Source organism: Sphingomonas cannabina (genome assembly GCF_021391395.1).
In the GTDB taxonomy this organism is placed as follows: Bacteria; Pseudomonadota; Alphaproteobacteria; order Sphingomonadales; family Sphingomonadaceae; genus Sphingomonas; species Sphingomonas cannabina.
In genome coordinates this window covers 1,469,347-1,493,929 of sequence record NZ_CP090059.1, presented here as the reverse complement: position 1 = coordinate 1,493,929, position 24,583 = coordinate 1,469,347, and the positions used below count along the sequence as shown (strand labels likewise).

The window sequence follows — 24,583 nt, the reverse complement described above, 5'->3', positions numbered from 1 at the left end:
GATCCCCCTCCCCGTGCCGGGGAGGATCAGAATTTGTAAATTATTTACACACTTTCAAACCCGTCAACCACCCCAAACACAGCCTTACCTCGAAACCACACCATCGCCCATAGTCAACTTAGTCAAGATTTCCTTACAGAACACCCGAACCTGTCAAGGAACAGACAATGCCAACCACCTTCGAAGACCTCGTCCCCGCCCCCACCGGCCGCTTCGACGGCATCGTGCGGTCCTATTCGGCGGACGATGTCGCGAAGCTGCGCGGCTCGGTGCCGGTCGAGCACACGCTCGCCCGCCGCGGTGCGCTCAAGCTGTGGGAGCTGCTGAAGAGCGAGGATTACGTCAACGCCCTCGGCGCGCTCAGCGGCAACCAGGCGATGCAGATGGTCCGCGCCGGGCTGAAGGCGATCTACCTGTCGGGCTGGCAGGTCGCGGCCGATGCCAACACCGCGGGCCAGATGTATCCGGACCAGTCGCTCTACCCCGCCAATGCCGGGCCGGAGCTGGCGCGCCGCATCAACGCGACGCTGCAGCGCGCCGACCAGATCGAGCATATGGAGGGCGGCGCGGCACGCGACTGGTTCGCCCCGATCGTGGCGGATGCCGAGGCCGGCTTCGGCGGGCCGCTCAACTGTTTCGAGATCATGAAGGCGTACATCGCCGCCGGCGCCGCGGGCGTGCATTACGAAGACCAGCTCGCGTCGGAGAAGAAGTGCGGGCATCTCGGCGGCAAGGTGCTGATCCCGACCCAGGCGCACGTCCGCAACCTCGACGCGGCGCGGCTGGCGGCGGACGTCTCGGGCGTGCCGACGCTGGTCATCGCCCGCACCGATGCCGAGAGTGCGAAGCTGATCACCTCCGACGTCGACGAGCGCGACCGCGCGTTCCTGACCGGCGAGCGCACGCCCGAGGGCTTCTTCCGGCTGAAGGAGGGCACCGGCGTCGACCATTGCATCAAGCGCGGCCTCGCCTTCGCCAGCCACGCCGACCTGCTGTGGTGGGAGACCTCGCATCCCAACCTCGACGACGCCAGGCGCTTCGCCGAGGCGATCCGGCGGGAGCATCCGGACAAGCTGCTCGCCTACAACTGCTCGCCGAGCTTCAACTGGGAGAAGAACCTCGACCGGGACACCATCGCCCGCTTCCAGCGCGAGCTGGGTGCGATGGGCTACAAGTTCCAGTTCGTGACCTTGGCGGGCTTCCACCAGCTCAACCACGGCATGTTCGAGCTGGCGCGCGGCTACAAGGATCGCGGCATGGCCGCCTATTCGGAGCTGCAGCAGGCCGAGTTCGCGAGCGAGGCGAACGGCTACACCGCCACCAAGCACCAGCGCGAGGTCGGCACCGGCTATTTCGACCTGGTCGCGACCACATTGGCCGGCGGCCAGAGCTCGACCACCGCGCTCGCCGAATCGACCGAGGCCGCGCAGTTCACCGTGGCCGCCTGAGACCCATGAAGAAAGGAGAAGACCGATGACCCAAGAACCGACCCGCAGCCGTGCCGTCTTCTCGACGGAGGACTTCGGCCTGATGAAGGAAGCGATCGGCGATTATGTCCGCAAGATCGCCGACGAACCGCGCTCGGCCAAGTTCAGCAACCTCTACCACCGCCTCGGCCGCCTCGGCTGAGGTCCCGGCCGGCGCGGGAGCCCCCGCCTCGCGCCGGCCATTCCCAAGCTTTCCTGGGGAGGAAAGGTGCCCGTCGGCGGAGCGATCCGCCGGCGGGCATTACCGCGAAGCGCTCTAGCCGATCGTCTGCCCCGTCTTCGCCCAGTCGGCCAGGAAGCCCTCGATCCCCTTGTCGGTGAGCGGATGCTTGACGAGCTGGCGGATCACGGCGGGCGGGGCGGTCATCACGTCGGCGCCGATCCGTGCGGCCTCGTAGACGTGGATCGGGTGGCGCACGCTCGCGACCAGGATCTCGGTGTCGAAGTCGTAATTGTCGTAGATCTGGCGGATGTCGGCGATGAGCTGCATCCCGTCGAACCCGACGTCGTCGTGCCGCCCCACGAACGGCGAGACGAAGGTCGCCCCCGCCTTGGCCGCGAGCAGCGCCTGGTTGGCGGAGAAACACAGGGTCACGTTCACCATGGTGCCATCGCCGGTCAGCGCCTTGCAGGTCTTGAGTCCGTCGATGGTGAGCGGCACCTTGACCGCGACGTTGTCGGCGATCTTCCGCACCACCTCGGCCTCGCGCATCATGCCTTCGTGGTCGAGCGCGACCACTTCGGCCGAGACGGGACCGTCGGTGATCGCGCAGATTTCCTTCACCACCTCGAGGAAGTTACGGCCCGCCTTGTGGATCAGCGAGGGATTGGTGGTGACGCCGTCGACCAGCCCGCTCTCGGCGAGATCGCGGATTTCGGCGGTGTCGGCGGTGTCGACGAAGAATTTCATGAAGCCTCCGGCTAGGGCAAAATGCTGATATTACAGTCCGACGACAGCCGTGTTACCGCTGCCCCGAATCGCCCCCTCTATAGACCGGACGTCGTTGCCGCACAGCCGCTCAAACCCCGAGGTCCCGATGCGCCGCATCTGCCTTGCCCTTCTTGCCTTGACCGCCCCGGCCGCCGCCCATGCGCAGCAGGCCGACGAGCAGCTGTGGCTGCAGGCAAACGCGACGACGCAGACGGGAGATACGACGCTGACCTTCGAGACGATCGGCCGCTTCAGCGATGATGCCGATGGCTTCTCCCACTCGGAGATCGGCGGGCTCGCGAGCGTGCCGGTGGCGAAGGGCGTCGACCTCGCCTTCGGCTATCGCCACGTCGAGGACTGGGACCATGGCCATGCGCTGCCCAACGAGGAGCGACTGCGCCAGATGGTGACGGTGGCACTCGGCAGCGGCTTCGCCGTGCGCGCTCGGTTCGAGCAGCGCTTCAATTCGAGCGGCAACGAGGTGGGATTCCGGGTGAGGCCGCAACTGCGCTTCACCCGTCCGCTCACGCGCGGCGGCCTGGCGCTGTTCGCGACGCATGAAAGCTATTTCAACGCGAACACGACCAGATGGGGCCAACGCCGCGGCTACGAACGGATCCGCAATGCGTTCGGGCTGTCGTTTCCGCTGCTGAAGGCGTTGCGCGCCGATCTCGGCTACCTCAACCAACTCCGCTTCGGCCGGCGCGGTGCGCGCGACCGCATGGATCACGCGATGACCTTCGCGTTCAACTATTCCTTCTGAAGCAGCAGCACCGAGTGCGTTTCGCCCGGCGGCTCGACCCGCCCGCGCCGTGCGAAACCGAGGTGGTCGAGCAGTGCGAGCGACCTGAGATTGTCCGGATTGACGATCGCCAACACCGGCGCGAGGCCTTGCGCAGCTGCCCATTCCATCGTCGCGCGTGCGGCCTCCAGCGCATAGCCCCGGCCGCGACCCGCCGGCAGGAAGGCGTAGCCGAGATCGACATGATCGAGCCAGTCGCGCTTGAGCAGCCCGCACATACCGAGCGGCACGCCCTCGGCCTTGCCCTCGACCGCCCACATGCCGAAACCGTGCCGGGCATAGCTCGCCCGAGGTCTTTCTTCGACATAGCGCTCGGCACTGGCGAGGTCGTGGACGCCGCGATCGCCGATGTTGGCGCGGAAATCCGGATCGGTGTGCAGCTCGAGCACGAACGGCGCGTCGGCCGGCACGATCTCGCGCAGCAGCAGCCGTTCGGTCTCGATCATCGTCCCCTGTTCCCCTCAGGCGCCGGCCATCCTAGGTGGGGGTGATGGCACGGGCACGCGTGATTGTCATGAATTCGGCGCTGGGACCGCTCGACTATCGCGTGCCGCACGGCATGGAGGTCGAGCCGGGCTCGATCGTGGTCGCGCCGCTGGGGCCGCGCCAGCTGCTCGGCGTGGCTTGGGAACCGGATCGGCTCGCGACCGAAGAGGTCGGCGACAACCGGCTGCGCAACCTGCTCGCGGTCGCCGATGCACCGCCGATCCCGGCGCCCCTCCGCCGGCTCGTCGAATGGACCGCCGACTATTATCTCGCGCCGCTCGCAGCGGTGCTGAGGATGGCGCTGTCCTCCACTTCGGCGCTGGAGGGCGGCAAGACCATCGTCGAGTATCGCGCGACCGGCGAACCGCCCGACCGCATGACCGCGCAACGCGAGCAGGCGCTGGAACGGATCGGCGATCGCCAGGGCCTGATCCGCGAGCTCGCGACGATCGCCGATGTCTCCGAGGGCGTGATCCGCGGATTGGTCAAGGCCGGCGCGCTGGAGGGGATCGCGGTCGACCTTGACAGCCCCTATCCCGAGCCCGATCCGAACCATGCCCCTCCTGAGCTCACCAAGGATCAGGCCTATGCCGCCGGCATCCTCCAGGCATCCGTCGCAGCGAAGGATTTCGAGCCGTTTCTGCTCGACGGCGTCACCGGATCAGGCAAGACCGAGGTCTATCTGGAAGGCGTCGCCGAGGCGCTGCGCGAGGGCAAGCAGGCGCTCGTGCTGTTGCCCGAGATCGCCCTGACCGAGCCGTTCCTCAAACGCTTCCACGCGCGGTTCGGCGTCGAGCCGGTGGCGTGGCACTCCGGCCTCAGGCAGTCGCAGCGCCGCCGCGCCTGGCGCCAGATCGCGGCCGGACAGGCCAAGGTGGTGGTCGGCGCCCGATCGGCACTGTTCCTGCCCTACCCCAGGCTCGGCCTGATCGTGGTCGACGAGGCGCACGAGACCAGCTTCAAGCAGGAGGACGGCGTCCATTACCACGCCCGCGACGTCGCGGTGATGCGTGGACGTTTTGAAGGCTGCCCCGTGGTGCTCGCCTCCGCCACCCCGGCGATCGAGACACGCCATCAGGTCGAGCTCGGCCGCTATCGCGAGCTCAAGCTGCCCGGCCGCTATGGCAAGGCCGAGCTGCCGGCGATCGAGGCGATCGACCTGCTCGCCGAGCCGCCCGAGCGCGGCCGCTGGATCGCCCCGCGCCTCGTCCGCGCGATCGACGAGACGCTGGAGCGCGGTGAGCAGGTGCTGCTGTTCCTCAACCGCCGCGGCTACGCGCCGCTCACCTTGTGCCGGACCTGCGGGCATCGCTTCCAATGCCCCAACTGCACCGCCTGGATGGTCGAGCACCGGCTGATCCGCCGCCTTGCCTGCCATCATTGCGGTCACGTCATCCCGACGCCGCGCGCCTGCCCGGAATGCGAGAGCGAGGACAGCCTGGTCGCCTGCGGCCCCGGCGTCGAGCGCATCGCCGACGAGGCCAGGGCGCTGTTCCCGGACGCGAAGATTGCGATCGTCACCTCCGACACCATCTGGTCGCCGGCCAAGGCGGCGGAGTTCGTCGGGCGGATGGAAGCGGGCGATATCGACATCGTCGTCGGCACCCAGCTCGTCACCAAGGGCTATCACTTCCCCAATCTGACGCTGGTCGGGGTGATCGACGCCGACCTCGGCCTCGAAGGCGGCGACCTGCGCGCCGCGGAGCGCACCTTCCAGCAGATCATGCAGGTCGCCGGCCGCGCCGGCCGCGGCGAGAAGCCGGGCACGGTGCTGGTCCAGACCCATGCGCCCAAGGCTCGCGTGATCGAGGCGCTGGTCTCGGGCGATGCCGAAGCCTTCTACGCTGCCGAGACCGAAGCACGACGCGACGCCGACGCACCGCCGTTCGGCCGCTTCGCCGCCATCGTGGTGTCGAGCGAGGACAAAGCCGCCGCTGATGAGACCGCCCGCGTCATCGCCCGCGCCGCGCCGGAGGTCGACGGGATGGACGTGTTCGGCCCGGCCCCCGCCCCGCTCGCGATGCTGCGCGGCCGCCATCGCTTCCGCCTGCTGGTACATGCGACACGGCAGCTCGACGTGCAGGACGTGATCCGCGACTGGCTGGGCGCACTGGATTGGCCCGCGAAGGTGCGGGTGGCGGTGGACGTCGATCCCTATAACTTCCTGTAACAACCCGTGTCGTGACGTCATGGCGCCTTGCAAGCCCCGCCACGACCTGCGACACGCGCGCAGGTGCGGTTCCTGCTCGCCCTGTTCGCCCTGCTGGCCTTCGCGACTCCGGCGCACGCCGACGACATCGCTGCCGCCGGGCGCGGCGTGGTGCGGGTCGTCACCATCGCGGTGGTCGAGGGTGAGGTGGTCGGCTTCGGCCACGGCAGCGGCTTCGCCGTCGCGCCCAACCGGATCGTCACCAACGCCCATGTCGTCGAGCCGGCGGCGCGCTATCCCGACAACGTCCTGATCGGCGTCGTCCCCTCGGCGGGCGACAAGAGCTATCAGGGCAAGCTGATCGCGGTCGATCCCGCGCGCGACCTGGCGCTCATCGAATTCTCGGGCGTGAGCCTGCCGCCGCTGACGCTCTATGCAGGTCCTGCCGACGAGGGCGACGCGCTGATCGCGCTCGGCTATCCCGGCAACGTCGACGTCGCCACCGCCCAGTCGATGAGCGACTTCATCAGGCCGCAGTCGCCGGTACGCTCGCAGGGCGTCTATTCGGGCGCGCGGTCGATCGCCGGGGTCAACATGCTGCTCCACACCGCCAACATCGCGCGCGGCAACTCCGGCGGACCGCTGCTCGACCGCTGCGGGCGCGTGATCGGGGTCAATTCGGCGATCACCAACGGCGAGCAGGGCGACGCGAACTTCGGCTTCGCCATCGCCGATTCGGAGCTGACCGCGTTCCTGCGGGAGGCGAAGCAGCCGGTCGCCTCGGTCGGCGTGCCCTGCCTCTCGATCGAGGACCGGCTCGCCGCCGACAGCGCCGCCGCTGCCAGCGCGCGCGAGCAGGCCGAGGCCGACGCGGCCGCCGTCGCGGCGCAGACCCGCGCCGACCGCGAGGCTGCGCTCGACCAGGCGCGCGACCGCAACCTGACGATCCGCGAGAATTTCATCGGCGGCGCGACGCTTCTGCTGGTGCTGGGCGCACTCGGGCTCGGTGGCGCCGGATTGCTCGCGACGCGCCGCGATCCGCGCGCACGGCAGGCGGCAATCGCTGGCGGCGCGCTGATGGCCGTGGCGGTGATCGTCTTCTTCCTGCGCCCGGGCTTCGATCCCGCATCGGTCAAGGTCGCCGCGCCCAAGACTCGGACGACAGCCGCCGATTCCGGCACCGGCAGGATGATCTGCACGCTCGATCCCGCGCGCAGCCGCGTGACGGTGAGCGCGACGCAGAATGTGGCGCTGAGCTACGGCGGCGACGGCTGCATCAACGGCCGCACCCAATATGCCGAGGACGGTCACGGCGGCTGGGAACGCGTGCTGGTGCCCGACGAGGAGGCGACCGTCTCGGTCCTCGGCTATCAGCCGGCGACGCGGACCTACACCAGTACCCGCTACCTGCTCGGCGACGAGGCGATGAGCCGCGCCCGCGAGCTCCGCAAGGGCGTGACGCTCAAGACCTGCTCGGCCGATCCCGCCGCCCGCGCGGCGCTCGCCAGCCAGCAGTCGGCGATCCGCTCGTCGCTGCCGCAGCGCTGGAACGAGCGGCTGGTCTATTCGTGCAAGGCGGTGCCCTGACCGGTCAGGCGCGATCGATCCGCGCGGCGAAACAGCCGCGTCCGGCATTGTGGGCGTGGAGATAGGCGACGCGCGGATCGGCGAAGAATTCCTCGATCCGCCGGTCGAGCTCGCTGCCCTCGAACACGTCGGCGTCGGTCATCATGCCGTCGGCGTCGAACGCCCGCACCGACAGCAGCCGGATCGCCAGCGGCTCAGGTATCGTGTCGACGAACTCGGCCGCGTCCTCCGCGCCCTCGCGCACGAAGATGGCATGCGCGCTGCGATAGGGCGTCGCGACCGGCAGGTGCTCGTAGTTGACCAGCAGCACCGTCTCGCCCGGATCGACGTCGACGAGCTCCACCCGGCACGGCGCATCGGGCTTCGCCGTCACCTTCATGCGGACGACCTGCTCGGCCGCCAGCGCCGCATCGTCCAGGCCGTAGAGGTGGCGGAACGGCGCGGGATCGAGCCCGCGGATACGATAGGTCATCACTTCGCTCCTTCGCGTTTTCTGAGCGCGAGCTTGCGGTCGACGCCATAGGCATAGCCACCGATGCTGCCGTCGCCACGCTGGACGCGATGGCAGGGGATGATCACCGCGACGTTGTTGGCGCCGCACGCCGTTCCGGCAGCGCGCACCGCGCCGGGCTTGCCGACGGCGGCGGCGAGCTGGGCGTAGCTCAGCGATTCGCCCGGAGGAATCCGGCGAAGCGCCTCCCACACCGCCTCCTGAAAGGCGGTGCCCTGCACGTCGAGCGGCAGGTCGGCATGACGGCCGGGGCTCTCGACCTCACTCACCACCCGCGCGGCGAGCTCGGCGAGCGCGGCACCGCCCTGGACGACCTCCGCCTTCGGAAAGCGTGCGGCGAGGCTCAGCGAATCCTCCTCGAACGCGACGCGGCAGAGCCCCTTGTCGGTGGCGGCGATCAGCAGCGGACCGAGGCTGGTCTCGGCGATGGTCCAGCGGATCGTCACGCCCGCGCCGCCGTTGCGCCAGGCACTGGGCGTCATGCCCAGCCGGGCGTTGGCGGTCTCGTAGAACCGGCTCGGAGCCGAATAACCAGCGTCGTAGATGGCGTTGGTCACCGTCTCCTCCGCCGTCAGCGCCTCGGCCGCACGGCGGGCGCGCAGGCCCCGGGCATAGGCGGCGGGCGTGACGCCGGTCGCGCGCTTGAACAGCCGATGGAAGTGATGCGGGGCATAGCCGACCGCGGCGGCCAGTTCCTCGAGCCCGATCGGCTCCTCGGCCTTCTCGAGCAGCGCCACCGCCTCGGCGACGGCGACGCGGTCGCGGCCGACCTCGTCGGGCTTGCAGCGCATGCAGGCGCGGAAGCCGGCCGCCTGCGCCTCCTCGCCGTCGGCGAAGAACAGCACATGCTCGCGCTTCGGCCGCCGCGCCGGGCAGCTCGGCTTGCAGTAGATGCCGGTGGTGGTGACCGCGCCGACGAAGCGGCCGTCGAAGCGCCGGTCGCGCCGCTCGAACGCGCCCCAGGCGATGTCGGGATCGATGTCCTGTATCATGGGCATGGATATAGATAGGGTGTTTTCCCGCCGCGTCCCGCACTTTGCGGCCAAACCATTTTCGTCATGGCCTCTCTGAGCCCCTCCGCTGAAGGGGAGTGGCCAGGAAATCCTTGACTTCCGGCCTCCCCTCCCCCACATGCTGCACTTGCGAAGCCCCTAGCAAGGCAGCGTGATCGGGCGGATTGCCGCCCCGGCCCGGCTTCGTTTCCAAAGCTTCCCACGTCACGCGGGTCGCCAAACTCTGGCCCCGTCGTATCGCGCGCCCATGTCGGGCAGCGCGCGCCGACTCCAATTACGAGTCCAAAATCACAATGCAATTTTCCGACCTCGGGCTGTCGCAGCCCGTCCTCGCCGCGCTTGCCGCCAAGGGTTATGCCGAGCCGACGCCGATCCAGGCGCAATCGATTCCGGCGCTGCTTCAGGGCCGCGACCTGCTCGGCATCGCCCAGACCGGCACCGGCAAGACCGCGGCCTTCACCCTGCCCTCGATCGACCGGCTGGTCGCCGCCAACAAGCGTCCGCTGCCCCGTCAGTGCCGGATGCTGGTGCTTGCCCCCACCCGCGAGCTCGCTGCGCAGATCGCCGAGAGCGCGCGCGGCTATGCCAAGGGCAGCAACCTCAATGTCGCCACCGTGTTCGGCGGCACTTCGCTCCACAAGAACCGGCAGGACCTGTCGCGCGGCGTCGATATCCTCGTCGCGACGCCCGGCCGGATGCTCGACCTGATCGACGAGGGACATCTGTCGCTCTCCGCGGTCGAGATCTTCGTGCTCGACGAGGCCGATCAGATGATGGACCTGGGCTTCATCCACGCGCTGAAGCGCACGGTGAACCTGTTGCCGAAGAAGCGGCAGAGCCTGTTCTTCTCGGCGACCATGCCCAAGGCAATCCGCGATCTCGCCGGCCAGTTCATCCACGATCCGGTCGAGGTGAAAGTGACCCCGGTCGCCAGCACCGCCGAGCGGGTCGATCAGTACGTCACCTTCGTCAACCAGGCGGAGAAGCAGGCGCTGCTGACGATCGTGCTCAGGAAGGAGCCGATCGATCGCGCGCTGGTGTTCACCCGCACCAAGCACGGCGCCGATCGTGTGGTGAAGCTGCTCGGCGCGAACGGCATCGTCGCGCACGCCATCCACGGCAACAAATCGCAGCCGCAGCGCGAACGCGCGCTCGCCGACTTCCGTTCGGGCAAGGTCCGCATCCTGGTCGCCACCGACATCGCAGCGCGCGGAATCGACGTGTCCGGCGTGAGCCATGTGTTCAACTTCGAGCTGCCGAACGTGCCGGAGCAATATGTCCACCGCATCGGCCGCACCGCGCGTGCCGGCCGTGACGGCATCGCGGTGAGCTTCGTCGCCGATGACGAGCGGCCATATCTGCGCGACATCGAGCGGCTGACGCGCCAGCGCCCGACCGTCACCCCGCTGCCGGAGAACTTCCAGGCGCAGGCGGCGGAGATCGTGAAGAGCCGTGCGCCGGTGACGATCAGCCGCGACGAGAACAACGGCCGCCGCGGCCGCGACATGCAGCGCGCCGGAGGCGGTCAGCCGCGTGACGGCGGGCAGCGTGAAGGCGGGCAGCGCGAGGGTCAGGGCGAGCGTCGCCACTTCCCGGCAAAGAAGCGCTTCCACGCCCGGCCCGCGGGTAACGGCGGCGGCGGACAGCGCCGACAGGGCGGCGGGCGCTAAGGTGTGATCGCCCTTCGTTGAAATACCGTCATCCCGGCGAAAGCCGGGATCTCAGGCAGCTGCAGTACCGTAAGCCTCATGAGATCCCGGCTTCCGCCGGGATGACGACCTCAATTCGACCAGTTCCCACTTCGGGGAGCAAAGCTCACCTCGGCTTCTTGAACCGCAGCGTCATCCGGTCGCTCTCGCCGATCGCGGCATATTTGGCGCGGTCGACGTCCTTGAGCTGATAGCTCGGCGGCAGCGTCCACACGCCATTGGGCCAGTCGGCGGTGTCCTTGGGGTTGGCATTGATCTCGCTCGCGCTGTCGAAGACGAAGCCGGCCTGCTCCGCAAGGCGGCGGACGGTCGAGACCTTGATATAACCGCTGTTGGTCTCGCGGGCGGCGTCGGCGCTCTCGGGTAAACGATGGTCGACCACGCCGAGCGTGCCGCCCGGCTTCAGCATCGCATACATCTGGCGGAAGGCCTCCGCCGCATAATCCTGACCGCCCCGCTGATACCCTGCGCGCCAGTTGTGGACGTTGCGGAAGGTGAGGACGACGTCGGCGCTGCCATCCGGCACCTTCGGCTGCCCCGCATCGGCCGGGAAGGCGGCGAGGTTGACCTTGCCGTAGAGCGCGGCGTCCTTCGCCTGCAGAGCGCGCACGCCGTCGAGGCCCTTGGGCCAGGGGCCGGCCGCCCAATAGCTTCCCCGCGCAGCAGCGTAGGGCGCCAGGATTTCGGTATACCAGCCGCCGCCAGGCCAGATCTCGACCACCGTGTCGCCCGGCTTCACCTGGAAGAAGGCGAGCGTCTCGACCGGATGGCGATATTTGTCGCGCGCGACGTTGGCGGGCGTGCGGGTGGGTGCCGCAACGACCTCGGCGAGCTTAGACTGGAGCGTGGCCGGCGCTCCGATCGCGACACTGGTCACCGCAGCCGCAACGGAGACGATCGCTATGGTTGCGAGCGCGCGCATCTCAAGTCTCCTCGAACGGTGGACGTTGCCTTCGTATCGCGGCAGGGAGGTGCGATGCAAGCGAGACTGTGGAGCGCGGCGGCGGCCTGTGTCGCGGTGGCGGTGGCGAGCGGCATCGGTCAATGGCGCCGCGGCCGCCGGCGCGACCTCGACCGCGTCGGGATGGTGCCATGGCCGACGATCCAGTTCGCGGCGATGATGGGCGCGCTGATCCTCGCCAGCGTCGCGCTCAATTCCTGAAGGCGAGGTCGCGGCGGAGATAGACGACCGTGCGGTATTGCGCACGCGGCACGCTGAATACAGGACGATAGCGCACGAGCGCCGCCTTGAGCGCGGCGAGGCTGGCCCGATTCCAGATGTCGAGCCGGCGGGTCGAGGTGACGATCACCGGCGGCCGCCCGGCGAGGATGCGGCGGACCTCAGCCGCTTCGTCGATGCCTGTCGCCCCCTGCTCGGTCGTGTAGGCGAGGAAATTGGGGAAGGCATAGGCGGTCGGCAGGCAGGCATCGCCCAGGCTGTATGTGATGGTGTCGCCGATGAAGACATAGGGACATCCGCCGCGATCGTTCGCAGCGACGACGCGGGCGACCTCGCGCGCACCGGGGCCGTCGTTGGGGACGAACGCACGCTCGACCACCACCAGCAGCAGCCCCAGTCCCAGCGCACCGATCAGCGCGCGCGGATGACGGCCGAAGGCGATCGCCGCCGGCACCGCCAGCGGTGCGATCAGCGGCAGCGCATAATGGTCGAAGAAGGTGCCGATCGCGGCGAAACCGACCAGAGCGGTGCCGAGCCACAGAAACGCCAGCCCCCGCTCCGCCGCTGAGCGCGCGCGCCGCCGGCGCCAGGCGACCACGGCGCACAGGATCAGCGGCGACAGCTCGGCGGCGATGCCGAGCAACCGCATCGCGAGTTCGCTCGCCGGATAGGGCGGCCGCAGCAGGATCGAGGTGAGGTTGGCGAACCACCACGCATCGAAATGGCCGAGCCGCGCATAAACGAACGCCGCCGCCAACGTCGGCGCCGCGCCGGCCAGCAGCCACAGCGATACGGCGGGAACCAGCTTCGCCCGGGCGCCGCTCCGCCACAGCCACCACAGGTGCGCGAGACCGAAGAACGCTCCCTCGAAAGCCGCGGTCGGCTTGAGCTGGATGGCGAGGCCGGCGAGCAGACAGGCCGCGAGGCCGTTCACGACGATCGCATCCGGCCGCCGCTCCAGCGACGGCAGCCGCAGCGTCAGCCAGGCGGCGGCGGTAACGGGCAGGTTGTAGAATACCGGCGCCTGTCCCCCGCGCCCACCGAGCAAGGGCAGCCAGACGAGATAGGCGATTGCGGCCGCAATCGCGCCGGTCCGGCTCGCACCGACCCGAAGCGCGCTGGCGAAGACCAGCGCTGCGGTGGCGGCCGCCGAGAGGCAGGCGAGGAGCTGATAGCCAAGGATATCGTCGCCCGGCAGTGCCGCCGCGCCAGCGTAGAGCAGGAACAGCCCGATCGGCTTGCGGTCCCAGATGTCGACATAGGGCAACGCTCCGTGGAGCAGCCGCTCGCCGACCAGCAGATAATATTGCTCGTCGACATGGATCACAGGATTGCCGAAATCGGCCGTGCGCAGCGCCACCGCCGCCGCGAGCAGCAGCGCCGCCACCGCCGGCGCAGGCAACGGCCGGATGCGCTCCATCAGTAGAAGCGCGCGAGCGTCAGCGTGCGGTCGCCGCCGTTGTCGCACAGGCCCAGGCGGACCGTACGCCCCGGCGCACCTGCCGGCCAGGCCGCGAGCGGCGTGGCGAGATAGTCGGCAGGGATCGGCACACCGTCGACCGCGCAGATGCGCTCGCCCGCGCGCCAACCCGCCGCAGCCGCCGGCGAGTTGCGCATGACATGGAGCACGCGCAGCGACCTGCCCTGGAGCGCGATGAGCAGCCCGCTGGTCGACTTGAGCGGTTCGCGATCGACGGTCTTGCCGGGTGCGAACACCATGCGTTTGGCGGTGGGGTCGATCAGCACGCGATAGCGCTGGAGCAGGCCCGAACCGATCCGGCCCGCGGTGCCGGTGAGCTGGGAGAAGCCGTCCTTGCCCTCGATCCTGACCTCGACGTTCCTTGCCGTGAGTCCGGCAAGGCGGACGGCTGGCAGGACGGTGAGATCGGTCTCGATCGCGCCGCCGAGGCCGAAGGCATAGGCGGAGGTGAGCGGCGGCGTCGGCACCCGCGCCGCGCCCCAGATCTCGCGCGACAAGGTCACCGACGATCCGTCGCCGGTATCGACGATCATCGGCTTGAAGCGATGCCGTCCGATCGAAAGCTCGCTCAGGAACACGCCCGAGTCCGGTGCGATCGACAGCGGCACGCTGGTCCCGGTGAACGGCAGCCGGCCGGATGGCAGCAGGCGGAAACGGCGGGCGTCATAATCGATGTCGAGCGCCTGACGGCCGAGCAGGTCGCTGCCGATCAGCATCTCGACGGGCTCGGCGCTGCCGGTGGCGATCGCCTTGAGATCGGCCACCGCCAGACGGCCGCCGGTGCGCGTCAGGCCGCCGATCGCCAGCGACTCGACCGCTGCCCAGCCGAGCGGCACCGTCCCGCCGATCGCGTCGGCCTGTCCCGCCAGCACCGGCCGCAGCCCGATCGCCTCGGCGAACCTGCGCGAGATGAGGCTGTGCGTGACCCCGGTATCGAGCACCGCCGTCGCCGGACGGCCGTTCACGGTCATGGTGAAGCGGATCTGGTTGCCGGGAGTGAGGTCGAAGCTCACCCATTGCGCCGCGGTATTGGACGCGAGCTCCACCGCCGGCGCTTCGGCCACGGCCGGCGCCGCGCCGAGCAGGAGGCAGAGGAACAGGCCGGCGACGCGCATGATGAAGCGGGCGGTTAGCGCTTTTTCACGCGAGTCGCCATCATACTGTCTCTCTCCCTTTGGGAGAGGGAAGGAGCGCCGGAGGCGCGGGAGGGTGAGGGCGACTGCGGCCGGCGTGGTCGCCCTCGCCCTCCCACTCCCTCTCCCAAAGGGAGAGAGGTTTCGGTTACAGACATGCCTCCAGCATCGCCTGGTCGAAGCCGAACTGGCGCGCCTTGTCGAGCGTGTAGGGGCGAAGGCCCATCGAGCGGTACTCACCGACGATCTTGCCGTCGGCACTCTCGTCCAGATACTCGAACTTGAACAATTCCTGCGTGACGATCACCGGACCTTCCATGCCGATCACCTCGGTGATGTTGGTGACGCGGCGGCTGCCGTCGCGCAGGCGCTTCACCTGCACGATCATGTCGACCGAATCGGCGATCTGGCGGCTGATCGCCTCCTTCGGGATCTTGATGTCGCCCATCATCACCATGTTCTCCATACGGCCCAGGCATTCGCGTGGGCTGTTGGAGTGGAGCGTGCACATCGATCCGTCGTGGCCGGTGTTCATTGCGGCGAGCAGGTCGAAACACTCGCTGCCGCGGATCTCGCCCAGGATGATGCGGTCGGGGCGCATACGCAGCGCGTTCTTGACGAGGTCGCGGATGGTGATCTCGCCCTGCCCCTCCAGGTTCGGCGGCCGCGTCTCGAGCGGCAGCCAGTGCGGCTGCTGCAGGCGGAGCTCGGCGGCGTCCTCGATCGTCAGCACACGCTCGCCCGGATCGATCATCTTCGACAGGGCGTTGAGCATCGTCGTCTTGCCCGAACCGGTGCCGCCGGAAATGACGACGTTGAATCGGCTCGCCCCCGCGATCTTGAGGCACGTCGCCATCTTCTGCGACATCGATCCCCAGTTCGCCATCATGTCGAGCGTGATCGGCTTGTCGGAGAATTTGCGGATCGAGATGGCGGTGCCGCGCAGCGACAGCGGCGGCACGATCACGTTGACGCGGCTGCCGTCCTTGAGGCGGGCGTCGGCGAGCGGCGTGGTCTGATCGACGCGGCGGCCGACCGAGTTGCAGATGCGCTGCGCGATCTGGAACAGATGCTCCTCGTCGCGGAACTGGATGTTGGCGAGCTCGAGCTTGCCCTTGCGCTCGACGAAGGTCTGGTCGGGGCCGTTGACCATGATATCGCTGACCGCCGGATCGGCGAGAAGCTCCTCGAGCGGGCCGAGGCCGAGCAGCTCGTCGACCAGCACCTTCTCCAACGCGAACTGCTCGCGCCGGTTGAGCGTCAGCTTCAGTTCGGCGAGCACCTCGCCGATGATCGGGCGGAATTCCTCGGCGAGCTCGTCCTTGCCCAGCGTCGCCGCGGCCTCGGGATCGACGCGCTCCAGCAGGCGCGGCAGCACCTGTTCCTTGATGCGGTGGATCGACGCCTCGAAGCCCTCGGTGCGTGAGCTGCCCTGCTCGGCGGAGGCGGCGACGCGGTCGGCAAGCCGTTGCATCGCCTCGCTGCCGGGGCTGGACGCGGCGGTGACGGCGGCCAGAGTCTCGCTCTCGAGGCTCTGCGTCGGCAGCGGCGCGCCGGCGATCGGCGGGAACTGCTCTCCGCCTTCCGGCTCGGCCGACGGGCGCGATCCGCTCCCCTGCATCGGCCGTGCCACGCCAAAAGCGGGGCGCGTCCCCGGCGCACCGCTGCTCAAACCATTGCGTCGACCGAAAGCGCTCATTCCGCCCCTCACGCGGGCCAGGCCCGTATTCGAGCGGAAGGGTTAGGCAGGAAGGCTTGATAATTGCCTAACCACGTTCCGGCGCCGCTGCTATGATGGCGGCGGGCGATCGCAGGAGGGGCTATGCGATACGGAATGATCGTCGCAGCGACGGCGATGCTGATCGGAGCCGCACCCGACACGGTGAAGCTACCCGATTGGATGGCCGGCCACTGGGTCGAAGAGACAGAGGCCGGCTGGACCGAGGAAAGCTGGCTGTCGCCTCGCGCCGGCATGATGATCGGCGTGTCGCGGAGCGGCAAGGGCGAGACCTTGCAGATCTGGGAGCTGGCGCGGATCGCGCCCGACGAGGCGGGCAGGCTCACCTTCTGGGCGTCGCCGAAGGGACGCGCGCCCTCCCCGTTTCCGCTGGTGTCGGCGAGCGCGACCGAGGTCGTCTTCGCCAATCCGGCGCACGATTATCCGCAGCGTATCCGCTACTGGCGCGAGGGCGCCGATCTGCTCGCGGAGATCTCGCTCGCCGACGGCAGCAAGGCGATGCGCTGGCATTATCGCCGCCCCTGAACGCAACCGGTCAAGCGATGCGGCGTTGCACCTGCCGAACCCGGAGGTGCGCGGATGACGGTGGCCAAGGCGGCGGTGCTCACGTCGGATTCGCTGGCTTTGGCCGAGGAGCTGACCCGGCGCGGGTCGAAGCGGCTGTGGCACCGCTCGCTCGACGCGCTCGATGTCGAGCTGCGCCGTTCGGATGAATCGCTGTGGCTGGTCGTGCAGGGCGAGCGCGGCGGCGTGGCGCTCCGCGTCATGCGCGCGCCGGCCGGACCGCTTGGCGAGGTGACGGTCGAGGAGGGTGAGACGCTCACCTGCCGCGCCGACACCGTCGCGGGCCGGTTCGAGGCGACCGTGCGGGTCGAGCCGGGCGCGATGCCGGCGCTGCGCTCGACCCTGATGCTCACCCCCGCCGCTCCGCTGGCGCCGCCGGTATTAGGCCGCGACCTGGTCGTATTCGGCGCGGACGGCGACCCCGCCCGGGCGAGGGGCGAGGTCAAGGCGGCGCAGCGCGGGCTCAACACCGGCCTGGTGTTCGGGCGCCTCGACGAGCCTGGGTTCGGTGACTTCCTCTATCTTCAGAACCTGACCGCGCTCGACGGCTATTTCCAGGCGACCGGCACCAAGCCCGACGGCGCGGTCGGCGGCGCCTGGCCCGAGCTCGGCTATCTCGCACCCGTCGAGCGGACGGTCGGCAGCGGCGAGCCGGTGCTTGCCGCGGGCGAGCCCGTGACGCTGTCGGACGCGCTGCTGGTGCTGCGCGGGCGCACCGAACCCGGCGAACATGGCAGCGCCATCGCTTTCCTCCAGATGCTCGGCGAGGCCTATGAGCGGATCGAGAAGCCGGCGCGGCGCTGGCACGACTGGGCTGCCCGCGCCGAGCGCACGCTGAAGGATCTCGCCCATTCGCCCAAGGCGACGATCCGCCAGTACGGGCACCGCTACATCCACCCCTACACCGCCACCGAATACCCTGACTCGATGGTGCAGGCCGTGACGGTCGCCTCGCTCGCCGATTATGCCGCATGGCTGAAGCGGCCGGTGCCGCTCCAGGCCGAGCTCGCCGCGGGCATGCCGCGCTTCTACGACGCCAAGCTCAAGACGCTGCGCCGCTATCTGCCCAACGTCGGCGACGACAAGAATGCCGATGCGGTCGACAGCTGGTACCTCTATCATCCGATGCAGAAGCTCGGCCGGCTGGCGCTCGACGGCGACAGGCAGGCGAGAAAGCTGTTCCTCGGCTCGATCGACTATGCCGTCCGCGCTGCGCGGCATTTCAAGTATATCTGGCCGATCCAGTACGACGTCACCGATCTCTCGGTGATCACCGAGGCGCGCGACGATGAGGGTCTGGGGCAGACCGACGTCGGCGGGCTCTATGCCTATGTCATGCTGCAGGGCTATGAGCTCACCGGCGAGGACCGCTTCATCGACGAAGCGCGGGCGGCGCTCGATGCGACGCGCGACATGCGCTTCGAGCTCAACTATCAGGCGAACCTCACCGCCTGGGGCGCGGCGGCCTGTGCGCGGCTGGCGGTGATCACGGGCGATGCGCGCTACATGAAGCAGGCGCACACCTTCCTCGCCAGCTTCTTCCACAATGCGGCATTGTGGGAATCGAACATCGCCAATGCGCGGCATTACACCAACTTCCTCGGCGTCAGCGCGCTGCACGATGGTCCGTACATGGCGATGTACGAATGCTTCGATTCCTTCGCGGCGTTCGAGCAGCTGCTGCTGAACGCCAACACCGCGCTCGATCCGGCGGCGCGGCGGCTGGTGGTCGACTATTGCTGCTACGCGCTGTCGCGGGCCTGGTACTATTATCCCGACGCCCTGCCGCCCGAGGCCGTTGCCCAGGAGGGCATCCGCAACGGCCACATCGACCGCAAGCTCTCCTTCCCCGTCGAGGACCTCTACATCGACGGCCAGCCGGCCGGACAGGTCGGGCAGGAGATCTACGGCGCTGGCGCCGCCTTCGTCTTCACCTCACGGACGGTCCACACGATCGATGGCGCGCCGTTCCGGCTCACCTGCGACCATTTCCTCGCGAGCAGCGACCGGCTCGGCGAAGGCGTGGTGCGGATGACGACGGTGGGAGCGCCGGGAACGGAGGCCCGGCTGTCGGTGGTGCGCCTGCCGCGGCGCAGGCTGCCCGAGCTCAGGGTGGTGGCGCTCGGGAAGACGCTCGATCCGGCCGCCACCGAAGCCGGCCGGATCGAATATGCGGTGCCCGCCGGCGAGCCGGTGGACGTGATCTGGGAGGTCAGGCCGAAGCGCGCTCGGCGAGGACGATGAGGCCCATGCCGTTGACCTCGGCGAAGCCGCCTTCGACCGCGATCGTCTCGGGCGTGGCACCCTGGCTCTTGTAGACCGCGATCTCGCCGTCGCGGACGGTCGACATGATCGGGGCATGGCCCTCCAGCACGCCGAAGTCGCCCTCGGTGCCGGGCACGACGACCATGTAGACGTCCTCGGAGCGGACCAGCTTCTCGGGCGTGACGAGTTCGAAGTGGAGCATTTCCTTACCTTCCCCCTCTCCCCTTAGGGGAGAGGGCCGGGGAGAGGGGCAGTGCCGCGAGCGACGCTCTCGGTGAGACCCCACCCCTCTCCCAACCCTCTCCCCGATGGGGAGAGGGCGATTGTTGGTTACGCCGCGTCGGCCAGTTTCTTGGCCTTCTCGACCGCTTCCTCGATGCCGCCGACCATGTAGAAGGCGGCCTCGGGCAGGTGGTCGTACTCGCCGTCCACCACCGCCTTGAACGACTTGATGGTGTCCTCGATCTGCACGAACTTGCCGGGGATGCCGGTGAACACCTCGGCGACGTGGAACGGCTGCGAGAGGAAGCGCTGGATCTTGCGCGCGCGGGCGACCGTCAGCTTGTCCTCTTCCGAGAGCTCGTCCATGCCCAGGATGGCGATGATGTCCTGCAGCGACTTGTACTTCTGCAGGATCGACTGGACGGCGCGCGCGGTCTCGTAATGCTCCTGGCCGACGACGCGCGGCTCAAGCACGCGGCTGGTCGAGTCGAGCGGGTCCACCGCCGGATAGATGCCGAGCTCCGAGATGGCGCGCGACAGCACGGTGGTGGCGTCCAGGTGGGCGAACGAGGTCGCCGGCGCCGGGTCGGTAAGGTCGTCGGCGGGCACGTAGATCGCCTGCACCGAGGTGATCGAGCCCTTGTTGGTCGAGGTGATGCGCTCCTGCAGCGCACCCATGTCGGTCGACAGCGTCGGCTGATAGCCCACCGCCGACGGGATGCGGCCGAGCAGCGCCGACACTTCCGAGCCCGCCTGGGTGAAGCGGAAGATGTTGTCGACGAAGAAGAGCACGTCCTGGCCCTCCTGGTCGCGGAAATACTCCGCGATCGTCAGGCCCGACAGCGCGACGCGCGCGCGGGCGCCCGGCGGCTCGTTCATCTGGCCGTAGACCAGCGCCACCTTCGAACCCTCGGAGATCGCGTTGCCGTCGGCGTCCTTGGCGATGACGCCCGCATCGAGGAACTCGTGATAGAGGTCGTTGCCCTCGCGGGTGCGCTCGCCGACGCCCGCGAACACCGAGGTGCCGCCATGGCCCTTGGCGATGTTGTTGATCAGTTCCTGGATCAGCACGGTCTTGCCGACGCCGGCGCCGCCGAACAGGCCGATCTTGCCGCCCTTGGCGTAGGGCGCGAGCAGGTCGATGACCTTGATGCCGGTGACCAGGATCGACGCCTCGGTCGACTGGTCGACGAACTCGGGGGCCTTGGCGTGGATCGGGGCACGGAGGTCCGTGCCGACCGGGCCACGCTCGTCGATCGGCTCGCCGACGACGTTGAGGATGCGGCCGAGCGTCGCCGGGCCGACCGGCACGCGGATCTGGCCGCCGGTGTCGGTGACCTGCTGGCCGCGGGTCAGACCCTCGGTCGAGTCCATCGCGATGGTGCGGACGGTGTTCTCGCCCAGGTGCTGTGCGACCTCCAGGACCAGCTTCTGGCCGTTGTTGTCGGTCTCCAGCGCCGACAGGATCGCCGGCAGTTCATTGTCGAAGCTCACGTCGACGACGGCGCCGATCACCTGGCTGATGCGGCCGACGTTGTTGCTGCCCACGGGGCGGTCGAGAGTTGCGGCGGTGGCCATGTCTGCTTCCTTGCCTTCGAAAACTTAGAGCGCTTCCGCGCCCGAGATGATCTCCACCAGCTCGGTCGTGATCGCGGCCTGGCGGGTGCGGTTGTACTGGATGGTGAGCCGGTTGATGAGGTCGCCCGCGTTGCGGGTCGCATTGTCCATCGCCGTCATCTTGCTGCCCTGCTCCGACGCCGCGTTCTCGCGCATCGCGCGGTAGAGCTGGATCGCGACGTTGCGCGGCAGCAGGTCGGCGAGGATCGACTCCTCGTCGGGCTCATAGGTCACCGCCGCCATGCCGCTGTCGGCATTGGCGCGGGTGTCGGCCGGAACCGCGACCGGGATGATCTGCTGCTCGGTCGGTTCCTGCGTCAGCACCGACTTGAAGTGCGAGTAGAACAGGTGCGCGACATCGAACTCGCCGGCCTCGAAGCGGGCGATCAGGTCGTCGGCATAGCCGCGCGCGTCGGCGAAGCTCAGCTTGCCGAGGTCGCCCGGCTCGATCCCGTGCGCCATGCGGTCGCGGTGCTGGCGGTTGAGCACCGCGCGGCCCTTGCGGCCGATCGTGTAGAACTTGACCGTCTTGCCCTCGGCGATCAGCTCCTCGGCGCGGCGGCGGGCGAGACGGGCGATGTTGGTGTTGAACGCGCCGGCGAGGCCGCGGTCGCTGGTCGCGACGACGAGCAGATGGACCTGGTCCTTGCCGGTGCCTGCAAGCAGCTTGGGGCTCGACTCGCTCACCGTCACCCGGCTGGCGAGGCTCGCGACGACGCGCTCCAGCCGCTCGGCATAGGGACGCCCGGCCTCGGCCGCCTCCTGCGCACGGCGCAGCTTGGCGGCGGCGACCATCTTCATCGCCTTGGTGATCTTCTGGGTCGACTTGACCGAGTTGATCCGGATTTTCAACGCCTTGAGAGAGGCCATCGACTGTCAACTTCCGTTCGTTCCGAGCGAAGTCGAGGAACGTGTCTCGACGTCGCTCGACACGAACGGGGAAGGGCACACCCTTCCCCGTTCAGAGCTTACGCAAACGTCTTCGCGAACGCGTCGAGCGCGTCCTTGAGCTTCGCCTTGAGGTCGTCGCCCAAGTCCTTGGTGTCGCGGATGCCCGCGAGCACCTCGGCGTGATTGGCGCGCAGGTCGGCGAGCATCGCCGCCTCGTAGCGGACCACGTCCTGCACCGCGATGCCGTCCAGATACCCCTGGGTTCCGGCGAAGATCGAGGCGACCTGCTCCTCGAACGGCATCGGGTTGAACTGCGGCTGCTTGAGCAGCTCGGTCAGGCGCGCGCCGCGGTTCAGCAGCTTCTGCGTCGAGGCGTCGAGGTCCGAACCGAACTGCGCGAACGCCGCCATCTCGCGATACTGGGCGAGCTCGAGCTTGATCGAGCCGGCGACCTTCTTCATCGCCTTGGTCTGCGCGGCCGAGCCGACGCGGCTCACCGACAGGCCGACGTTGATGGCGGGGCGGATGCCCGCGAAGAACAGGTCGGTCTCGAGAAAGATCTGGCCGTCGGTGATCGAGATCACGTTGGTCGGGATGTACGCCGACACGTCGCCCGCCTGGGTCTCGATGATCGGCAGCGCGGTCAGCGAGCCGTTGCCGTTCTCGTCGTTCATCTTCGCCGCGCGCTCGAGCAGGCGGCTGTGGAGATAGAAGACGTCGCCCGGATAGGCCTCGCGGCCCGGCGGACGGCGCAGCAGCAGCGACATCTGGCGATAGGCGACCGCCTGCTTGGAGAGGTCGTCGTAGACGATCACGGCATGCATGCCGTTGTCGCGGAAGAACTCGCCCATCGCGCAGCCGGTGTAGGGCGCGAGAAACTGCAGCGGCGCCGGCTCCGAGGCGGTCGCGGCGACGACGATGGAATATTCCATCGCCCCCGATTCCTCGAGCTGGCGGACGATCTGCGCGACGGTGGAGCGCTTCTGGCCGACCGCGACATAGATGCAGTAGAGCTTCTTGCCCTCGTCGGTGCCGGCGTTGACGCCCTTCTGGTTGATGAAGGTATCGATCGCGACCGCGGTCTTGCCGGTCTGGCGGTCGCCGATGATCAGCTCGCGCTGGCCGCGGCCGACCGGCACCAGCGCGTCGAGCGCCTTGAGGCCGGTCTGCATCGGCTCGTTCACCGACTTCCTCGGGATGATGCCGGGCGCCTTGACCTCGACGCGGCTGCGCTTGTCGGCGACGATCGGGCCCTTGCCGTCGATCGGATTGCCGAGCGCGTCGACCACGCGGCCGAGCAGGCCCTTGCCGACCGGCACGTCGACGATGGTGCCGGTGCGCTTGACGGTATCGCCCTCGCGGATCTCGGCGTCCGAACCGAAGATCACGACGCCGACGTTGTCGGCCTCGAGGTTGAGCGCCATGCCCTGCACGCCGTTGGCGAACTCGACCATCTCGCCCGCCTGGACGTTGTCGAGCCCGTGGATGCGCGCGATGCCGTCGCCGACCGACAGCACCTGGCCGGTTTCCGACACCTCGGCATCGGTACCGAAATTGGCGATCTGGTCCTTGATGACCTTCGAGATTTCTGCGGCGCGGATATCCATGTTCGTGCCTTAGCCTTTCATCGCGTGCGCGAGGGAGTTCAGACGGGTCTTGATCGAGCTGTCGATCATCTGGCTGCCGATCTTGACGGTGAGGCCGCCGAGCAGCGACGGATCGACCGAGAGATCGACGGTGACGTCACGGCCCACGCGCTGGCGAAGCTGCTGCTTCAGCGCGTCGACCTGATCGTCGGTGAGCGGGTGGGCGGAGACGACCTCGGCGGTGGTCTCGCCGCGATGGCGGGCGGCGAGGCCGCGGAAGGCGCGGATGATCGCCGGAAGCTGGCCCAAGCGGCGGTTCTCGGCGAGCACGCCCAGGAAGCTCGTCGTGGTCTTGTCGAGCTTGAGCTTCTTGGCGACCGCGGCGACGCCCTTGGCGGCGTCGGCACGACCGATCACCGGGCTGGTGGTGAGCGCGCGGAACTCGGCCGATTCGGCCAGCGCCTCGCGCACGGCGGCAAGGCTCGCCTCGACCTTGTCGATCGCCTTGCCGTCGCGGGCCAGCTCGAACAGCGCGGTGGCGTAGCGCCCGCTGAGGCTCGCCTGGATATCGCCGCCGATGTTTCCGGTGGAACTCTCCACGGACTCGCTTTCCTCTCGGGAAGAATAGGTTGACCCATGCAGGGAGAGAGGCCGGAAGCGGCCCCTCGCTGGGTTGGCGGGCGCCTAGCAGGCGGTTGCGGGCGATGCAAGCGGGCGAGTGACGATGGTTGACTAGGAAACTGATTCACTTAGTGCACGGCCGTCTCCACAGGAAGAATGCCCATGGCCATACCGGTCAGCCCCCTCGAATCGCATCTCGGTCATTGGCTGCGGCTGGCGTCGAACCATGCCGCGCAGCACCTCGCTCGCGCTCTCGCCGCGCGAGGAGTGACGGCGGCGGAGTGGGTCCTGCTGCGTGCCCTCTACGATTCGGGACCGGTGGCGCCGAGCGCGCTGGCGGAGCGCGTCGGCCTCACCCGCGGCGCCGTCACCAAGCTGATCGACCGCCTGCGCGCCAAGGCGCTGGTGGTACGCGCCAAGGGCCGCGGCGACCGCCGCTTCCAGATGGTCGCGCTGACCGGATCGGGCGCGAAGCTGGTGCCCGCGCTCGCCGAGATCGCCGATGCGAGCGACGCCGCCGTGTTCGCCGCACTGACGACCGAGGAACGCATGTCGCTTCGGCTCGCCGCCGAGCGTGTCCTTGGGTAAGGCAAACCGCGAAGGAGATCGCG

Annotated in this window: 23 protein-coding genes; 10 read left to right on the top strand and 13 right to left on the bottom strand. The window is 68.6% G+C overall.

What is annotated here, in order from left to right; translation table 11 throughout:
* Window positions 1-167: 167 nt before the first annotated feature.
* Together aceA and LZK98_RS07215 are read left to right on the top strand one after the other, a co-directional pair.
* Window positions 168-1,448: an isocitrate lyase gene (gene aceA, locus LZK98_RS07220; RefSeq protein WP_233785722.1), complete on the top strand. Its 1,281-nt coding sequence runs from the start codon at window positions 168-170 to the stop codon at window positions 1,446-1,448.
* A 25-nt stretch (window positions 1,449-1,473) separates the two neighbouring features.
* Entirely contained in the window at window positions 1,474-1,629 is a 156-nt protein-coding gene (locus LZK98_RS07215) for a hypothetical protein (RefSeq protein ID WP_233785721.1), read from the top strand.
* A 114-nt stretch (window positions 1,630-1,743) separates the two neighbouring features.
* On the opposite strand, the gene fsa is transcribed toward LZK98_RS07215, so the two are convergent.
* Window positions 1,744-2,397, bottom strand: coding sequence for a fructose-6-phosphate aldolase (fsa, locus tag LZK98_RS07210; RefSeq protein ID WP_233785720.1), 654 nt, complete (start codon window positions 2,395-2,397; stop codon window positions 1,744-1,746).
* 127 nt (window positions 2,398-2,524) lie between these two features.
* Between fsa and LZK98_RS07205 the strand changes: the two genes are divergently transcribed.
* Entirely contained in the window at window positions 2,525-3,181 is a 657-nt protein-coding gene (locus LZK98_RS07205) for a DUF2490 domain-containing protein (RefSeq protein ID WP_233785719.1), read from the top strand.
* On the opposite strand, the gene LZK98_RS07200 is transcribed toward LZK98_RS07205, so the two are convergent.
* Complete coding sequence (locus LZK98_RS07200; RefSeq protein WP_233785718.1) at window positions 3,169-3,666, bottom strand: GNAT family N-acetyltransferase; 498 nt, start codon at window positions 3,664-3,666, stop codon at window positions 3,169-3,171. The genes LZK98_RS07205 and LZK98_RS07200 overlap by 13 nt on opposite strands.
* Window positions 3,667-3,710: 44 nt before the next feature.
* Between LZK98_RS07200 and LZK98_RS07195 the strand changes: the two genes are divergently transcribed.
* A complete protein-coding gene (locus LZK98_RS07195; RefSeq protein ID WP_233785717.1) occupies window positions 3,711-5,876 on the top strand; it encodes a primosomal protein N' in 2,166 nt (721 codons plus the stop codon).
* Between the two features lie 63 nt (window positions 5,877-5,939).
* Window positions 5,940-7,442, top strand: a complete 1,503-nt coding sequence (locus LZK98_RS07190) for a S1C family serine protease (protein WP_233785716.1) — start codon at window positions 5,940-5,942, stop codon at window positions 7,440-7,442.
* Between the two features lie 4 nt (window positions 7,443-7,446).
* Here the strand turns inward: LZK98_RS07190 and LZK98_RS07185 are convergent, their stop codons facing one another.
* A complete protein-coding gene (locus LZK98_RS07185; protein ID WP_233785715.1) occupies window positions 7,447-7,914 on the bottom strand; it encodes a DUF1203 domain-containing protein in 468 nt (155 codons plus the stop codon).
* A complete protein-coding gene (gene ada, locus LZK98_RS07180) occupies window positions 7,914-8,951 on the bottom strand; it encodes a bifunctional DNA-binding transcriptional regulator/O6-methylguanine-DNA methyltransferase Ada (RefSeq protein ID WP_233785714.1) in 1,038 nt (345 codons plus the stop codon). The genes LZK98_RS07185 and ada overlap by 1 nt, the downstream gene beginning before the upstream one ends.
* A gap of 308 nt (window positions 8,952-9,259) precedes the next feature.
* Here ada and LZK98_RS07175 point away from each other — a divergent pair, with 308 nt between their 5' ends.
* Window positions 9,260-10,636, top strand: a complete 1,377-nt coding sequence (locus tag LZK98_RS07175; protein WP_233785713.1) for a DEAD/DEAH box helicase — start codon at window positions 9,260-9,262, stop codon at window positions 10,634-10,636.
* Between the two features lie 145 nt (window positions 10,637-10,781).
* On the opposite strand, the gene LZK98_RS07170 is transcribed toward LZK98_RS07175, so the two are convergent.
* Window positions 10,782-11,597, bottom strand: a complete 816-nt coding sequence (locus tag LZK98_RS07170) for a class I SAM-dependent methyltransferase (RefSeq protein ID WP_233785712.1) — start codon at window positions 11,595-11,597, stop codon at window positions 10,782-10,784.
* Between the two features lie 54 nt (window positions 11,598-11,651).
* Here LZK98_RS07170 and LZK98_RS07165 point away from each other — a divergent pair, with 54 nt between their 5' ends.
* Window positions 11,652-11,837 (top strand): hypothetical protein, encoded by a 186-nt coding sequence (locus LZK98_RS07165; RefSeq protein WP_233785711.1) that lies wholly within the window; start codon window positions 11,652-11,654, stop codon window positions 11,835-11,837.
* Here the strand turns inward: LZK98_RS07165 and LZK98_RS07160 are convergent.
* From LZK98_RS07160 to LZK98_RS07150, 3 genes are all read right to left on the bottom strand, one after another.
* Window positions 11,827-13,275 carry a hypothetical protein gene (locus tag LZK98_RS07160; protein WP_233785710.1) on the bottom strand — a complete coding sequence of 483 codons (1,449 nt, stop codon included), beginning with the start codon at window positions 13,273-13,275 and terminating at the stop codon, window positions 11,827-11,829. The genes LZK98_RS07165 and LZK98_RS07160 overlap by 11 nt on opposite strands.
* A complete protein-coding gene (locus LZK98_RS07155) occupies window positions 13,275-14,450 on the bottom strand; it encodes an aspartyl protease family protein (RefSeq protein ID WP_233785709.1) in 1,176 nt (391 codons plus the stop codon). Before LZK98_RS07155 ends, LZK98_RS07160 begins: the two co-directional genes overlap by 1 nt.
* 166 nt (window positions 14,451-14,616) lie before the next feature.
* On the bottom strand, window positions 14,617-16,167 hold the full coding sequence (locus tag LZK98_RS07150; RefSeq protein WP_233785708.1) for a CpaF family protein: 1,551 nt from the start codon (window positions 16,165-16,167) through the stop codon (window positions 14,617-14,619).
* Between the two features lie 123 nt (window positions 16,168-16,290).
* Between LZK98_RS07150 and LZK98_RS07145 the strand changes: the two genes are divergently transcribed.
* Both LZK98_RS07145 and LZK98_RS07140 read left to right on the top strand, forming a co-directional pair.
* Window positions 16,291-16,731, top strand: coding sequence for a DUF6265 family protein (locus LZK98_RS07145; RefSeq protein WP_233785707.1), 441 nt, complete (start codon window positions 16,291-16,293; stop codon window positions 16,729-16,731).
* Between the two features lie 54 nt (window positions 16,732-16,785).
* The gene (locus tag LZK98_RS07140) at window positions 16,786-19,014 is read left to right on the top strand and encodes a hypothetical protein (protein ID WP_233785706.1); all 2,229 of its coding nucleotides are present in this window, start codon (window positions 16,786-16,788) and stop codon (window positions 19,012-19,014) included.
* Here the strand turns inward: LZK98_RS07140 and LZK98_RS07135 are convergent.
* The 5 genes from LZK98_RS07135 to LZK98_RS07115 all read right to left on the bottom strand — a co-directional run bounded on the left by LZK98_RS07135 (window position 18,983) and on the right by LZK98_RS07115 (window position 23,930).
* Window positions 18,983-19,237, bottom strand: a complete 255-nt coding sequence (locus LZK98_RS07135) for an ATP synthase F1 subunit epsilon (RefSeq protein WP_233785705.1) — start codon at window positions 19,235-19,237, stop codon at window positions 18,983-18,985. The two genes, LZK98_RS07140 and LZK98_RS07135, sit on opposite strands and share 32 nt — an antisense overlap.
* A gap of 128 nt (window positions 19,238-19,365) precedes the next feature.
* Window positions 19,366-20,835 (bottom strand): F0F1 ATP synthase subunit beta, encoded by a 1,470-nt coding sequence (gene atpD, locus LZK98_RS07130; RefSeq protein WP_233785704.1) that lies wholly within the window; start codon window positions 20,833-20,835, stop codon window positions 19,366-19,368.
* A 24-nt stretch (window positions 20,836-20,859) separates the two neighbouring features.
* Window positions 20,860-21,744, bottom strand: coding sequence for a F0F1 ATP synthase subunit gamma (locus tag LZK98_RS07125; protein ID WP_233785703.1), 885 nt, complete (start codon window positions 21,742-21,744; stop codon window positions 20,860-20,862).
* Between the two features lie 98 nt (window positions 21,745-21,842).
* The gene (atpA, locus tag LZK98_RS07120) at window positions 21,843-23,372 is read right to left on the bottom strand and encodes a F0F1 ATP synthase subunit alpha (protein WP_233785702.1); all 1,530 of its coding nucleotides are present in this window, start codon (window positions 23,370-23,372) and stop codon (window positions 21,843-21,845) included.
* Window positions 23,373-23,381: 9 nt separating this feature from the next.
* Window positions 23,382-23,930 (bottom strand): F0F1 ATP synthase subunit delta, encoded by a 549-nt coding sequence (locus LZK98_RS07115; RefSeq protein ID WP_406694174.1) that lies wholly within the window; start codon window positions 23,928-23,930, stop codon window positions 23,382-23,384.
* A 204-nt stretch (window positions 23,931-24,134) separates the two neighbouring features.
* Between LZK98_RS07115 and LZK98_RS07110 the strand changes: the two genes are divergently transcribed.
* A complete protein-coding gene (locus LZK98_RS07110; RefSeq protein WP_233785700.1) occupies window positions 24,135-24,560 on the top strand; it encodes a MarR family winged helix-turn-helix transcriptional regulator in 426 nt (141 codons plus the stop codon).
* The last annotated feature ends 23 nt before the right edge of the window (window positions 24,561-24,583 follow it).

Coding starts and splice junctions, on each gene's coding strand:
- aceA (WP_233785722.1), top strand. CDS start 168: ATGCCAACCACCTTCGAAGACCTCGTCCCCGCCCCCACCGGCCGCTTC.
- LZK98_RS07215 (WP_233785721.1), top strand. CDS start 1,474: ATGACCCAAGAACCGACCCGCAGCCGTGCCGTCTTCTCGACGGAGGAC.
- fsa (WP_233785720.1), bottom strand. CDS start 2,397: ATGAAATTCTTCGTCGACACCGCCGACACCGCCGAAATCCGCGATCTC.
- LZK98_RS07205 (WP_233785719.1), top strand. CDS start 2,525: ATGCGCCGCATCTGCCTTGCCCTTCTTGCCTTGACCGCCCCGGCCGCC.
- LZK98_RS07200 (WP_233785718.1), bottom strand. CDS start 3,666: ATGATCGAGACCGAACGGCTGCTGCTGCGCGAGATCGTGCCGGCCGAC.
- LZK98_RS07195 (WP_233785717.1), top strand. CDS start 3,711: ATGGCACGGGCACGCGTGATTGTCATGAATTCGGCGCTGGGACCGCTC.
- LZK98_RS07185 (WP_233785715.1), bottom strand. CDS start 7,914: ATGACCTATCGTATCCGCGGGCTCGATCCCGCGCCGTTCCGCCACCTC.
- ada (WP_233785714.1), bottom strand. CDS start 8,951: ATGCCCATGATACAGGACATCGATCCCGACATCGCCTGGGGCGCGTTC.
- LZK98_RS07175 (WP_233785713.1), top strand. CDS start 9,260: ATGCAATTTTCCGACCTCGGGCTGTCGCAGCCCGTCCTCGCCGCGCTT.
- LZK98_RS07170 (WP_233785712.1), bottom strand. CDS start 11,597: ATGCGCGCGCTCGCAACCATAGCGATCGTCTCCGTTGCGGCTGCGGTG.
- LZK98_RS07165 (WP_233785711.1), top strand. CDS start 11,652: ATGCAAGCGAGACTGTGGAGCGCGGCGGCGGCCTGTGTCGCGGTGGCG.
- LZK98_RS07160 (WP_233785710.1), bottom strand. CDS start 13,275: ATGGAGCGCATCCGGCCGTTGCCTGCGCCGGCGGTGGCGGCGCTGCTG.
- LZK98_RS07155 (WP_233785709.1), bottom strand. CDS start 14,450: ATGCGCGTCGCCGGCCTGTTCCTCTGCCTCCTGCTCGGCGCGGCGCCG.
- LZK98_RS07150 (WP_233785708.1), bottom strand. CDS start 16,167: ATGAGCGCTTTCGGTCGACGCAATGGTTTGAGCAGCGGTGCGCCGGGG.
- LZK98_RS07145 (WP_233785707.1), top strand. CDS start 16,291: ATGCGATACGGAATGATCGTCGCAGCGACGGCGATGCTGATCGGAGCC.
- LZK98_RS07140 (WP_233785706.1), top strand. CDS start 16,786: ATGACGGTGGCCAAGGCGGCGGTGCTCACGTCGGATTCGCTGGCTTTG.
- LZK98_RS07135 (WP_233785705.1), bottom strand. CDS start 19,237: ATGCTCCACTTCGAACTCGTCACGCCCGAGAAGCTGGTCCGCTCCGAG.
- atpD (WP_233785704.1), bottom strand. CDS start 20,835: ATGGCCACCGCCGCAACTCTCGACCGCCCCGTGGGCAGCAACAACGTC.
- LZK98_RS07125 (WP_233785703.1), bottom strand. CDS start 21,744: ATGGCCTCTCTCAAGGCGTTGAAAATCCGGATCAACTCGGTCAAGTCG.
- atpA (WP_233785702.1), bottom strand. CDS start 23,372: ATGGATATCCGCGCCGCAGAAATCTCGAAGGTCATCAAGGACCAGATC.
- LZK98_RS07110 (WP_233785700.1), top strand. CDS start 24,135: ATGGCCATACCGGTCAGCCCCCTCGAATCGCATCTCGGTCATTGGCTG.